Origin of the sequence: Klebsiella sp. CN_Kp097, assembly GCF_040064495.1 — a bacterium.
Taxonomy (GTDB): Bacteria; Pseudomonadota; Gammaproteobacteria; order Enterobacterales; family Enterobacteriaceae; genus Klebsiella; species Klebsiella aerogenes.
This window is the reverse complement of sequence record NZ_JBEAIL010000002.1, coordinates 365557-377953: the sequence shown is the minus strand read 5'-3', so window position 1 is coordinate 377953 and position 12397 is coordinate 365557. Positions and strand designations below refer to the sequence as shown.

General features: G+C 59.3%; 10 protein-coding genes. 2 read left to right on the top strand and 8 right to left on the bottom strand.

Going from position 1 to position 12397, the window contains the following annotated elements; genetic code table 11:
• Positions 1 to 301: 301 nt before the first annotated feature.
• Complete coding sequence (gene tkt, locus ABLV07_RS04050) at positions 302 to 2293, bottom strand: transketolase (RefSeq protein ID WP_020077966.1); 1992 nt, start codon at positions 2291 to 2293, stop codon at positions 302 to 304.
• Between the two features lie 279 nt (positions 2294 to 2572).
• Between tkt and ABLV07_RS04045 the strand changes: the two genes are divergently transcribed.
• The gene (locus ABLV07_RS04045; protein WP_290344746.1) at positions 2573 to 3331 is read left to right on the top strand and encodes a M48 family metallopeptidase; all 759 of its coding nucleotides are present in this window, start codon (positions 2573 to 2575) and stop codon (positions 3329 to 3331) included.
• 377 nt (positions 3332 to 3708) lie between these two features.
• A complete protein-coding gene (locus ABLV07_RS04040; RefSeq protein WP_290344745.1) occupies positions 3709 to 4977 on the top strand; it encodes an OprD family outer membrane porin in 1269 nt (422 codons plus the stop codon).
• 136 nt (positions 4978 to 5113) lie between these two features.
• Here the strand turns inward: ABLV07_RS04040 and ABLV07_RS04035 are convergent, their stop codons facing one another.
• Genes ABLV07_RS04035 through ABLV07_RS04005 form a run of 7 tightly spaced genes read right to left on the bottom strand, consistent with a single transcriptional unit; the run spans position 5114 to position 12382 of the window.
• Positions 5114 to 6754 carry a thiamine pyrophosphate-binding protein gene (locus ABLV07_RS04035; RefSeq protein ID WP_087867500.1) on the bottom strand — a complete coding sequence of 547 codons (1641 nt, stop codon included), beginning with the start codon at positions 6752 to 6754 and terminating at the stop codon, positions 5114 to 5116.
• A 13-nt stretch (positions 6755 to 6767) separates the two neighbouring features.
• On the bottom strand, positions 6768 to 8237 hold the full coding sequence (locus ABLV07_RS04030) for an aldehyde dehydrogenase (protein ID WP_020077964.1): 1470 nt from the start codon (positions 8235 to 8237) through the stop codon (positions 6768 to 6770).
• A 15-nt stretch (positions 8238 to 8252) separates the two neighbouring features.
• The gene (locus tag ABLV07_RS04025) at positions 8253 to 9017 is read right to left on the bottom strand and encodes an aspartate dehydrogenase (protein ID WP_047080350.1); all 765 of its coding nucleotides are present in this window, start codon (positions 9015 to 9017) and stop codon (positions 8253 to 8255) included.
• Positions 9018 to 9026: 9 nt separating this feature from the next.
• Positions 9027 to 9821: an SDR family oxidoreductase gene (locus ABLV07_RS04020; RefSeq protein ID WP_015703442.1), complete on the bottom strand. Its 795-nt coding sequence runs from the start codon at positions 9819 to 9821 to the stop codon at positions 9027 to 9029.
• Complete coding sequence (locus ABLV07_RS04015) at positions 9805 to 10575, bottom strand: alpha/beta hydrolase (RefSeq protein ID WP_348853333.1); 771 nt, start codon at positions 10573 to 10575, stop codon at positions 9805 to 9807. Before ABLV07_RS04015 ends, ABLV07_RS04020 begins: the two co-directional genes overlap by 17 nt.
• Positions 10576 to 10584: 9 nt before the next feature.
• Positions 10585 to 11115, bottom strand: coding sequence for a cupin domain-containing protein (locus tag ABLV07_RS04010; RefSeq protein ID WP_004152888.1), 531 nt, complete (start codon positions 11113 to 11115; stop codon positions 10585 to 10587).
• A 10-nt stretch (positions 11116 to 11125) separates the two neighbouring features.
• Positions 11126 to 12382 (bottom strand): MFS transporter, encoded by a 1257-nt coding sequence (locus ABLV07_RS04005; protein ID WP_015703444.1) that lies wholly within the window; start codon positions 12380 to 12382, stop codon positions 11126 to 11128.
• Between the last annotated feature and the right edge of the window lie 15 nt (positions 12383 to 12397).

Sequence of the window (12397 nt, the reverse complement as noted above, 5' to 3'; positions counted from 1 at the left end):
AACTGCGACTGATTGATTAATTGTCGAACATTTATACGACTGAAACGCTTCAGCTAGAATAAGCCAAAGTCGGAATAAAAGGAATGTTTGTCCAGAGCAATAAACCAGCTATATGACTTGCGTCACATTTTCTTTGGAATAATTTACAGGATAGTTACATGTTCGAGGAATAGCGCCTACAAAAATCCGGGTGGCGAGGTAAAAGCAAAACGGTAACCCAGGGGTTACCGTTTTTGGTGTTCGCACCCTCTCCCACAGGATAGGGTTGAGGTGCGGGCATCAGCCCGCACCGTACCAGCGATTACAGCAGTGCTTTCGCTTTGGCGACAACGTTGTCAACGGTGAAGCCGAACTCTTCAAACAGCTGCTCTGCCGGCGCAGACTCACCGAAGGTGGTCATGCCAACGATGGCGCCGTTCAGGCCAACGTATTTGAACCAGTAGTCCGCGATACCGGCTTCTACCGCTACGCGGGCAGAAACGGCTTTCGGCAGTACGGATTCACGATAGGCCGCATCCTGCTTGTCGAACGCGTCGGTGGACGGCATGGAGACCACGCGCGCCTTCACGCCTTCAGCGGTCAGTTTGTCCCACGCGGCAACCGCCAGTTCCACTTCTGAACCGGTGGCGATGAAGATCAGTTCCGGCTGGCCGGCGCAATCTTTCAGCACATAACCGCCGCGGGCCACGTTTGCCAGTTGCTCTGCGGTACGCTCCTGCTGCGCCAGGTTCTGACGGGAGAGGATCAGCGCGGTCGGGCCGTCCTGACGCTCTACGCCATATTTCCACGCAATCGCGGATTCAACCTGGTCACACGGACGCCAGGTGGACATGTTCGGCGTGACGCGCAGGGAAGCCACCTGCTCTACCGGCTGGTGAGTCGGGCCATCTTCGCCCAGACCGATGGAGTCGTGGGTGTAGACCATCACCTGACGCTGTTTCATCAGCGCCGCCATACGTACCGCGTTACGCGCATATTCCACGAACATCAGGAAGGTAGAGGTGTACGGCAGGAAACCGCCGTGCAGCGAAATACCGTTGGCAATCGCGGTCATACCGAATTCACGTACGCCGTAATGGATGTAGTTACCGGCGGTGTCTTCGTTGATCGGCTTAGAGCCGGACCACAGGGTCAGGTTGGACGGCGCCAGGTCGGCAGAACCGCCGAGGAATTCCGGCAGCAGCGGGCCAAACGCTTCGATGGCGTTCTGCGATGCTTTACGGCTGGCGATCTTCGCCGGATTCGCCTGCAGCTTAGCGATGAACTCGTTAGCTTTCGCGTCGAAGTCAGACGGCATTTCGCCTTTCATACGGCGGGTAAATTCGGCTGCTTCCTGCGGGAAGGCTTTGGCGTAGGCGGCAAACTTGTCGTTCCACGCGGCTTCTTTCGCCTGGCCGGCTTCTTTCGCATCCCACTGCGCATAGATGTCAGACGGGATTTCAAACGGGCCGTATTTCCAGCCCAGCGCTTCGCGGGTCAGCGCGATTTCCGCGTCGCCCAGCGGCGCGCCGTGGGAATCATGGGTGCCTGCTTTGTTCGGCGAACCGAAGCCGATGATGGTTTTGCACATCAGCAGGGACGGTTTGTCGGTGACCGCGCGCGCTTCTTCTACCGCGCGTTTGATGGCGTCAGCGTCGTGACCGTCAACGCCGCGCACCACGTGCCAGCCGTAGGCTTCAAAGCGTTTCGCGGTATCGTCGGTGAACCAGCCTTCAACGTGACCATCGATGGAGATGCCGTTGTCATCATAGAACGCCACCAGTTTACCCAGTTTCAGGGTACCGGCCAGGGAGCACACTTCGTGAGAAATGCCTTCCATCATGCAGCCGTCGCCCATGAAGGCGTAGGTGAAGTGATCGACGATGTCGTGTCCTGGACGGTTAAACTGCGCCGCCAGCGTTTTTTCCGCGATAGCCATACCGACTGCGTTAGCGATACCCTGACCCAGCGGGCCGGTGGTGGTTTCCACGCCTGCAGTGTAGCCGACTTCCGGGTGGCCCGGAGTCTTGGAGTGCAGCTGACGGAAGTTTTTCAGTTCTTCAATCGGCAGATCATAACCGGTGAGGTGCAGCAGGCTGTAAATCAGCATGGAGCCGTGACCGTTGGACAGCACGAAGCGGTCGCGATCGGCCCAGGACGGGTTCTGCGGGTTATGGTTCAGGAAATCACGCCACAGGACTTCGGCAATGTCAGCCATGCCCATCGGGGCGCCAGGGTGGCCGGATTTGGCTTTCTGTACAGCGTCCATGCTCAGCGCACGAATAGCGTTGGCAAGCTCTTTACGTGAGGACATTTTGACTCCAGTTCGGATGTTATAAGGCCATGCCCTTAACGACTTGACGAGAGCGCGTTTTGGGCTACGCCGGAAAAAAGTGTGAACAATGTAACCCAAGCGACAAAGCATGTACATGGAGCATCCTTTTGCCCATTAAGAAATCTCTGGAACACGTTGTGCTGCCGCGGAATCCACTCGCCCGGATCATGAGATACTATTTATACTTTGCACAGGACGAGGCGGGTCCGTCGTCGCCCATTATTCAGATAAAAAACCATAAGATTGTGGAAGATAAAAATGAAAATTCGCTCAACCCTTCTTGCCTTCGGGATCGCAGCAACGTTAACCGGATGTCAGAACATGAACTCCAACGCCCTGCTGAGCTCGGGCGCGGAAGCATTCCAGGCCTACTCTCTTAGCGACGAACAGGTAAAAACCTTAAGTGACCAGGCGTGTAAAGAGATGGACGCCAAAGCCACTATTTCTCCGGCCAGCAGCGAGTACAGCAAACGCCTGAGCAAGATTGCCGCGGCGCTGGGCGATAACATCAACGGTCAGCCGGTCAACTACAAGGTTTATGAAACAAAAGACGTCAACGCCTTCGCGATGGCCAACGGCTGCATCCGCGTTTATAGCGGCCTGATGGACCTGATGAACGATAATGAAGTGGAAGCGGTTATCGGCCACGAAATGGGCCACGTTGCGTTGGGCCACGTGAAGAAAGGGATGCAGGTCGCGCTGGGCACCAACGCCGTGCGCGCGGCGGCGGCCTCCGCTGGTGGTATCGTCGGTAGCCTGTCGCAGTCGCAGCTGGGCGATCTCGGCGAAAAACTGGTGAACTCGCAGTTCTCCCAGCGCCAGGAGTCGGAAGCGGACGACTACTCTTACGACCTGCTGCGTAAACGCGGCATCAATCCATCGGGACTGGCCACCAGCTTCGAAAAACTGGCCAAGCTGGAAGCCGGCCGTCAGAGCTCCATGTTTGACGATCACCCGGCATCGGAAACCCGCGCGCAGCATATTCGCGATCGCATGAAGGCCGACGGTATTAAATAAGCGACAGCGGGAGGCATTATTGCCTCCCTTTTTTATATACCCGTAAAAATATTTAGCCGCATCAATTGATAATTTAAGCGCACAAACCGTTAATTATTATCACAGCGCATCACAGCCAATTATTTTATGCCCGGCGATTCAGAAATATATTATTTGGTAAATTAAAAAGGCCGCACACTATCTGGCTTCCAGAATCGTCTTTACCCGAATAATAAATAGTCCACCCCTTACTACCTGGCGCACGGCTCATGCGCCATACAGCCTGTTTCCGGCTGCAATAACTGCTCACACAATGATTGCTTTCGACATTATTTCAGGAGAATATCTGACTGGCAGTGATTCCCTTGAATATATCGACAGACAGAGAAGTGCCCTCAGTGAAAAAAGAATTACCATTACTCGCACTTGGCATTATTGCCGCCGCGCCGGCTTTCGCCAGCCAACAATCTACCAGTCAGGGCTTTATTGAAGACAGCCACCTGGATCTATTTTTACGTAATGCTTATATCAAACGCGATTATCGCGATGGTTTGCCGGATAAAGCCGAATGGGGTCAGGGTATCATCGCTACCTTCGAATCCGGCTTTACTCAAGGGCCGGTCGGCTTCGGCGTTGACGGCATTGCACAGTACGCCGTGCGCCTCGACGGCGGCCGCGGCCGCAGCGGCGCGGGCGGTATCGACTTTTTCGCCCAGGATGATGATGGCCGCGCGAAGTCCGATTTAGCAAAATTTGGCGGTACCGCTAAAATGCGCTTCTCGAATACCGTACTCAGCTACGGCAGCCAGCGCCCGATGCTGCCCATCGTCTACGCCGATGACTCGCGGCTGCTGTATGAGAGCTATACCGGTACCATGCTGACCTCAAGAGAAATCGACGGCCTGGAAATTAACGCCGGGTATTTCACCGATCAGCAGCGCAAAAGCGACGACAGCCACAACAGCGGCCTGAAGAGCCTGACCTTTGGCGGCGCCAGCTATCAATTCAACGACCAGCTTAGCGGCGCGCTTTACGCTTCGCACGTCGAGGACGTGCTGAATAAGCAGTATCTCGGCCTGAACTACAAGCAGCCGTTCGCCGCCGACCAGCAGCTGATTCTTGATTTCAACGGCTATAACTCGCGCTTAGATCAAGAGTATGCCGACGCCAATGACACCGGGCGCAGCAACAGCATCTGGAGCCTGGCCGCCAGCTATATCTGGGATATTCATACCTTTAAAGTCGCTTACCAGCAAAGCAGCGGCAGCACCGGCTACCACTACGGCGGGTATCAGAATCAGGGCGGCGTCGGCGATGGCGGTAACACCATCTGGCTGGCTAACTCCTACTGGTCAGATTTTAACGGCGAGGATGAGCGTTCCTGGCAGGCCTCCTATGGCCTGGATTTTGCCGGACTGGGCGTACCGGGCCTGAGCTGGACCACCGCCTACGTTCGCGGCGATAACATTAAAACCGCCGAGACCAGCAACGGCAAAGAACACGAATGGTTCAACCAGGTGCAGTACCAGGTGCAAAACGGCATGGCGAAAGATTTGAAATTGAAACTCCGCTATTCGATGCTGCGCGTTTCCAGCAACGCCAGCGACTATAACGTCAGCGGTAATGAAGTGCGGTTCTACGTCGAATATCCGTTTAACGTGTTTTAACCGTGTAATGAACCCTCTCCTGTGAGCCGGCCCTCTCCCGGCGCGCAGGAGCAACCGTCCGGCGCCTTGATTAACCCCCTGTGCCGTGCGGTACCCTCTCCCCGGAAGGGAGAGGGTTGGGGTCACTGGGTTATCATTAATACAGCGTCTTCTGCGGCGGGCCGGCAAAGCGCAGCGCGCCAATCTGGCCCATTTTCACTTCCACCACCGATGGCCCCGGCATCGCCAGCGCCTCGGTCATCACCGCCTGGAAATCCTCCGCGCGTTCCACGCTCCACGCCTGCAGGCCAATCGCCTGCGCCAACAGGGTAAAGTCCGGCGTGTGCAGCTCGTTGTAATACTGGCGGCCGCCAAAGTACTTATCCTGAATACCGCGCATCACGCCGTAGCCGCCATCGTTCATAATCAACAGCGTCACGTTGGCCTTCTCCTGCGCCAGAGTCGCCAGTTCGCCAAGGTTGAGGCTCAGGCCGCCGTCGCCGACCAGGCCGACCACTTTCCGTTGCGGATTGGCAATCGCGGTACCCACCGCCATCGGTAGCCCCATACCGATGGCGCCGGCCAGAGAATGGATATTCATCAGCGGGCCGTGAGCGCGGAACAGACGGCTGCCCCACAGGCTGCCGGAAACGGTAATATCGCGCACCAGGATGCCGTCATCGGGCAGCGCCTGCGCAATCGCGTCATTCAATTTAGCGTAAGCGCCGCACTGGTCGCGCAGCCCCTGCTCCGCCGCCTCTACCGCCGCTTTAAGCTGGCTATCCCAACGCGCATCGCCCCACATCCGGCCCTGCACCCGCGCTGCCAGCGCCGCTAATAAAGCGCGGCAGTCCGCCACCACCGTGTTGTCCATCAGGTAGTTACGGCTGGCCGCCGCCGGGTCGATATCAATCTGCACCCGCGGCGTTGGCAGTTCCAGCGTCCACGAGCGCGTTTCGTTACTGCGTAGCCGGGAACCGGCCACAAGTGTGAAATCACATTGTGAAATCAGCGCTTCAACCGAGGGAGAATTATGAAACGCGCGTAGGCTAGCGCGATGGCTGTCCGCCAGAATGCCGCGGCCGTGGGTACTGGAAATCACCGTCACCCCGGCATCCGCCAGCGTCTTCACCGCCTCGCCGCTCCCTAACGCGCCGCCGCCAAGCCACAGCAGCGGCTGCTTCGCCTGCTTAAGCTGCTCCCACAGCGCATCGACCAGCGACGCTTCCGGCTCAACCGCCGGAGCGCGTTTCAACGGCGCGGTCAGCAGTGAAAGCGGAATTTTGGCGCTCTGAATATCGATGGGAATTTCCACCGAGACCGGGCCGCACGGCGGCGTCTGCGCCTCCTGAATCGCCTTATGCAGGATAGCCACCGCCTGGTTGGCGTTGCTAATGCGGTAAGCGCGCTTCGAACTGGCTTTCAGGAAGGTCAACTGATCGCGGGTTTCATGAATAAAACCGGTGTCGGCGTCCAGCCAGGCTTTTTCGACCTGTCCGGTCAGGTGCAGCAGCGGCGTACCGGCGTTCATCGCCTCAACCAGCGCGCCGACCGCATTACCCGCGCCCGCGCCGGTACTGGTCAGCGCCACGCCGAGCCCGGAAAAACGGCCGTGGGCGTCAGCCATGGTCACCGAGCCCGCTTCACCGCGCGCCGGAACAAAGCGGATTTTTTCCCGCTGGCCGACGGCGTCGGCGATCGGCAGGTTATGGATAGAAATGACGCCATAAATGGCTTCAACGTGATACTGCTCAAGCGTTCTGGCGATGGCATCGCCGACGGTTATCATTTCGCTCATTGCTCACCCTTTCTCAGTCGCACCAGTGGTTGACGCTATTACCCGTCGCCAGATAAATGCTCTTTTGTTGCATCCAGGCTTTCAGCCCCTGGATCCCTTTTTCGCGGCCCAGACCGCTCTCTTTAAAGCCCCCAAACGGGGTCGAAATGGAGAAAACTTTGTAGGTGTTGATCCACACCGTACCGGCTTCCAGTTGCTCGCTCAGACGCAGCGCGCGGCCGGTATCGCGCGTCCAGATCCCCGCCGCCAGCCCGAAGACCGAATCATTGGCCTCGCGGATCAGCGCCGCTTCATCGTGAAAACGCATTGCCACCAACACCGGCCCGAAGATCTCTTCCTGGCAAACGCGGGCTTGATTGTTCAGCCCTTCAATGATGGTCGGCAGGAAATAGCTCCCCGCCGCCAGTGCCGGATCCGCCGGGATCTCGCCGCCGCATAGCACGCTGCCGCCTTCGCGTTTCGCCAGCTCGACGTACTCCAGCACGCTCTGGCGGTGTTTATCGTTGATCAGCGGCCCGACATGGGTGCCAGCGCTGAACGGATGACCAACCCGCAGCCCTTGGGTTAACTCCAGCAGACGGGCCATTAATTGCGGATACACTTTGTCATGGACAAACAGACGCGAGCCGGCAATGCAGGCCTGACCGCCGGAGCTGAAAATGCCGTAGCAGATGCCCCGCGCCGCCTGTTCGATATCGGCATCTTCCAGCACGATGGTCGGCGATTTACCGCCCAGCTCCAGCGACGCCGGGATCAGCTTTTCCGCCGCCACGTGCGCCAGGTGACGCCCGGTGGTGGTGCCGCCGGTAAAGGAAATTTTGCGCACCTTAGGATGGCGGGCCAGCGCATCGCCGATAATCGATCCTTTACCCGGCAGCACGCTCAGCAGTCCGGCGGGTAAACCGGCCTGCTCAAAGATCTTCGCCAGCTCCAGCGCCATGAGCGGCGTGGCTTCCGCCGGTTTGAGGATCACCGCATTTCCGGCGGCGATCGCCGGGGCCACCTTCTGCATTTCGCTGGCGATCGGCGAGTTCCATGGGGTGATCGCCGCCACCACGCCCAACGGCTCATAGCGGCTCAGAGTCAATAGATCCGCCTGCCGCGGCGTCGGCAGCTCGCCTTCCAGTAACTCGCAGGCGGCGGCAAAATAGCGCGCCGTCCCCGCCGCGCTCATCACCAGCCCTCGCGCTTCCGCCAGCGGTTTACCGTTATCGCGGCTCTGCTTTTGGGTGAGCGCATCAAGCTGTGCTTCAATCAGATCGGCGACTTTATGCAGGATCTTCGCTCGCTGATGCGGCAGCATCGCCCGCCACGTTGGCTCCCGCCAGGCGCGGTCGGCGCAGTCGATCGCCTCCTGTAAATCATCAAGGCTTGCCGCATGCAGCGCCGCGTTAATAGCGCCATCCGCCGGAAACTGGCTGTGCATCAAATTGCCGCCGCCGCGACGCCACTGGCCGCCGATAAAAATGTCTAATTCGTCCATCTCAGCCTCTCTGCGTTATGCCAGTTCACGGCAGGCGCGTACCGCGCTCAGTGCCGCGAGGGTCGATGTTTTCGGATTGCTGGCGAGCGGCAGGCCGCTCAGCTCCAGGTGAAACTCGCCGAACAATCCTTCGGCGTGTAGCGTATGGGTGTTGCGTTGCGTCGCCGGATCGACCATCAGCTGTACTCGGGTCGCGTCAAGGCCGATACCGCCCAGCGCGATGGTTGCCGCCACGTTGGCATTTGCCGGGAATAGCCGCGCCGCCTCGCGGGCGCTGCCTTCGAAGAAAATTTGCGCTTCATTGACCGCGCTGAGGTCGATAAGCTGTTCGGCATAGCTGCCGCGCCAGCTGGCCGGGCTTTTACGCGACTGATAGGTCACTCGTTCAAGCCCCCCCTCTTTGGCCGCCGCCAGGCCGTCAATCCCGGCTACTGCGCCAGCCAGCAGCGTCAACTTGCCGCCCGCCTGACGTAAACGCTGTTCCAGTTCGCTGTCCGCCAGCGCGCCGGTCGAGATCACCGCCAGATGCCAGCCGCGCGCCAGCACCGCTTCGCCGTACTGCGCGACCGCCTGCTGGCTGGCGCATTCCAGCACCAGATCCGGCGTCCCGCCGCATTGCAGCGGATCGGTAAGCGGCGTTACCGTGTGGCCGAACTGCTGGCGGATCGCCGCATGATGCGATTCGCGGGCGACGATCCAACCCAACGTCACCTGCGGCGGCAGGCGTTCAATCACCGCCTGAGCCATCGCGCCATAGCCGATTAACATGACCTTTTTCATCATCTTTCCTTACAGATGGCGGCAGAAACCGCCGGAAACGTCCAGCGCCGCGCCGGTGGTAAAGGAGGCCAGCGGCGAAGCGAGGAATAGCAACGCCTGTGCCGGTTCCTGCGGTTTGCCGAGGCGCGCCATCGGGATCCCGCGTTTGCGGGCGATATCGGCGGTCCACTGCGGCCAGCTCTGGCTCTTATCGCTGCGGTTTTCGAAACGGCGCTGCCACTGCCCGGATTCGACCATTCCCAGCAGGATGGAATTCACGCGGATGCCTTTCTCCACCAGCTCTTTCGACAGGGTCAGCGTCATATTGAGCAGCGCGGCGCGGGCAGCAGAGGTGGCAATCATGTGCTCTTCCGGCTGCAGAGCCAGCAGCGAGTTCACACAGGTAATCGAGGCGATATCCGACTGTTCAAGCTGCGGCTGGAAGGCCTTTACCGGGTTAATCACGCCGAACAGTTTCAGTTCGGCTTCGTGCAGCCAGGCCTCGCGCGGCGTATCGGCGAAGTGGGCGACATAGCCCTGCCCGGCATTATTAATCAGCATGTCGGCGCCGCCGAAACGCGCGGCGACCGCATCAGCGAAGGCCTGAACTTCCGCTTCATTCAGTACGTCGCAGCGCCAGGAGAACACCTCGCCTTCTGGATATTCGTTTTGCAACGCCGCATGGGCGCTGGCCAGCCGATCCGGGTTGCGGCCACAAAACGCGACCTTCGCCCCTTCGCCCAGCAGCAGGCGCAGCGTTTCAAAGCCGATCCCTGACGAGCCGCCGGTGACTACCGCGACGCGTCCTTCAATTTGTGCATTCATCGCGCACCTCTTCCCCAATGCGTAAAAGCTGTTGATTAAAAAAGGTTTCGTTATCGAGATAGCTGGCATGTCCAGCCTGCGGGATGGCGATGTAAGGTGCGCCGTAACGCAGCGCCACTCCCTGCACCAGCTCCGGTTGGGTAATGGCATCCTGCTCGCCGCACCACACCGAGAGACGACCGCGATAGTCGGCAAGCCAGCGGTGGATGTCGTCATGCGCCAGCATCCAGGCGGCGGCGAGATAGCCTTCGCTACGCAGCCTGCGCATACCTGCCGCCACCGTCGCCACATCGGCTTCGCGCGCGCCGGGGCGCAGCAGTTTTGCCGCCCGCCCCTGCGCCATCGCCTCACCGCCCAGCGCCATCTGCTGTTGACGTCCCTGCCAGACTTTTTCCCGCTGTGCGGCTTCCGCCTGGCCGTAGCCCTGCGCGACGTCGGCGAGCACCAGGTAAAGCACCCGCTGCGGGTATTTCGCGGCGAAGGCGGCCGCCACCAGCGCGCCCAGCGAATGGCCGACCAGTATGGTTTGCTCTACTCCAGCGCGGTCCAGCATTCGCGCCAGGGCGTCGACGTAATCACCGGCAACCGCCGGCGTTGCCGCCAGCATCGGGCTCTCGCCATAACCGGGCATATCCCAGGCCAGCACGCGGTAGCCGGGCAGCGTCATCTGTTTATGCCAGGAGGCCGCGCCGGAACTGATGCCGTGCAACAGCGTCAGCGGAATACCGCTTCCTTGTTCACGAAAACCCGTCATCATTGCCCCTTAGTTACGTTTTACTTTTGCCAGCGGGTGATCTTCCGGGTAGGTCGGAATATGCGGCTTATGGGTGCCAAGCATCACGCACATCAGCGCCTCTTCTTCGCCGTGGTTAAACAAACCGCGGTAAATTCCAGGCGGCACCGAGATCAGATCGCGTTCGCGCAGCACGGTTTCGGTATAGTTGTCGCCGTCCTGAATCATCAGGGTGATCTGCCCTTTGAGCATGAAGAACACCTCTTCTACGTCATCATGCAGGTGCAGCGGGCCTTCACATTTGGACGGCAACACCATGGTGGAGAAGGTGAAGTGCTCGGCCGGAACGGTGTTGGTATCACTGGCGACGCCGGTGGCGCCGGTGCCGATGTAGCGCATCTGCGCGCGGCGATATTTCGGATCGAAATCGGCCTGGAATTTCAGCGCATTCCAGTCGTATTTACGGCCTTCAAAGCGCGCGATACGCGACTCCACCCACTCTTCCATCGTCAGATGGTCAGGTTTCAAACTCTGTTTTGCAGTTACGGTTGAATCAGTCATCGTTTTATCCTCAGTAACGTCTCAGCAGCGGCAGTAACAGGGCGCAGCCCACCGCCGCCATCACCGCCAGAAAAATCAGCCCGGAATCCATGCTATGGGTGAAGGCGATAAGCGCGCCCATCACCGCCGGCGATAGCGCCCCGGCAAAGTTTCCCAGCCCGTTGAAAATTCCACCCGCCGTGGCGCTGACCCGTGGATGGGTCGCTTTAGCCAGCAGCGCGAAAATGTTTGGCGCGCCGGTGCCCCACATAAAGGTGCTAAAGCTCATCGCCGCGATCACCGGCAACGGCGCGCTAAAATGCATCACCGCCGCCAGCCCGATTCCGGCGCCCGCCAGGGAAATAAAGCAGGCGGCGGCGCGCTTATCGACGCGGTCGGACAGCCAGGCGCCGATAATTTCGCCCAGCAGCATGGCGATAAACGGCATCGACGACAGCCAGCCGGCGTGTTCCAGATGAATGCCTTTGCCTTTAATCAGGTAGCCCGGCAGCCAGCCGTTGATCCCCCACAGATAGGCGAGAAAGGCGATGTTGAAAATGCAGATCATCCAGAAATGCGGACTCACGAAGAGCTCGCGACGCGCGCTGCGGCGTGCTTCCTGCGACGTTTTATCGCTGCCGACTTTCGCCTCCAGCTGCACGCCGCGCAGCCCGATGCGCACAAAAATCAGCACCGGTACCGTCAGCATCGCCATCACGAAAAAGGTGCTCTGCCAGCCGAAGGTATTGAGTAGCCAAATTGACAGCGGGAAACCCAGCGCCGCGCCAACCGGCGTGCCAAGCAGCCACAGCATGGTGGCGCGAGCCTGTAGCCGCTGCGGGAAAGTGTGGCGCACCACGGCGAACGCCAACGGGAACAGCGGCCCTTCAGCAATACCCAACAGGATGCGCAGCGTCACCATCAGCGCGTAGTTGTGGGTGAAGCCCATGATCACCATCAGGATGCACCACACCACCATCATTCCAGTTAGCAAGCGCAGCGGCGCAATCCTGTCGCCAAGACCGCTTAACAACACTGACGAGAAGCCGTAGCTCAACAGAAAGGCGCTCATCAAAATGCCCAGCCGGGTGGTATCGAAATCGATCCCCATCGCCTGCTGGAAATGGCTATCGGAAAACAGCGCGGCGATGCTGATTTTGTCGAAAAACGCCAACAGTACGCAGGCCAGCAGCGACAGCGGAATGGCCCAACGAACCGCCTTTTCAGGCGTGCGGACGCCCTCGCCGCTCGCCTCAGCAGGCGCGGCGTTAGTCTCTAATGTGGTCATTTCTCCCCCTTAAGG

Bases quoted from the DNA above. Each gene is read 5' to 3' on its own strand.
- ABLV07_RS04010 (WP_004152888.1), bottom strand. From the start codon at position 11,115: ATGACTGATTCAACCGTAACTGCAAAACAGAGTTTGAAACCTGACCAT.
- ABLV07_RS04005 (WP_015703444.1), bottom strand. From the start codon at position 12,382: ATGACCACATTAGAGACTAACGCCGCGCCTGCTGAGGCGAGCGGCGAG.
- tkt (WP_020077966.1), bottom strand. From the start codon at position 2,293: ATGTCCTCACGTAAAGAGCTTGCCAACGCTATTCGTGCGCTGAGCATG.
- ABLV07_RS04045 (WP_290344746.1), top strand. From the start codon at position 2,573: ATGAAAATTCGCTCAACCCTTCTTGCCTTCGGGATCGCAGCAACGTTA.
- ABLV07_RS04015 (WP_348853333.1), bottom strand. From the start codon at position 10,575: ATGACGGGTTTTCGTGAACAAGGAAGCGGTATTCCGCTGACGCTGTTG.
- ABLV07_RS04020 (WP_015703442.1), bottom strand. From the start codon at position 9,821: ATGAATGCACAAATTGAAGGACGCGTCGCGGTAGTCACCGGCGGCTCG.
- ABLV07_RS04030 (WP_020077964.1), bottom strand. From the start codon at position 8,237: ATGGACGAATTAGACATTTTTATCGGCGGCCAGTGGCGTCGCGGCGGC.
- ABLV07_RS04035 (WP_087867500.1), bottom strand. From the start codon at position 6,754: ATGAGCGAAATGATAACCGTCGGCGATGCCATCGCCAGAACGCTTGAG.
- ABLV07_RS04025 (WP_047080350.1), bottom strand. From the start codon at position 9,017: ATGAAAAAGGTCATGTTAATCGGCTATGGCGCGATGGCTCAGGCGGTG.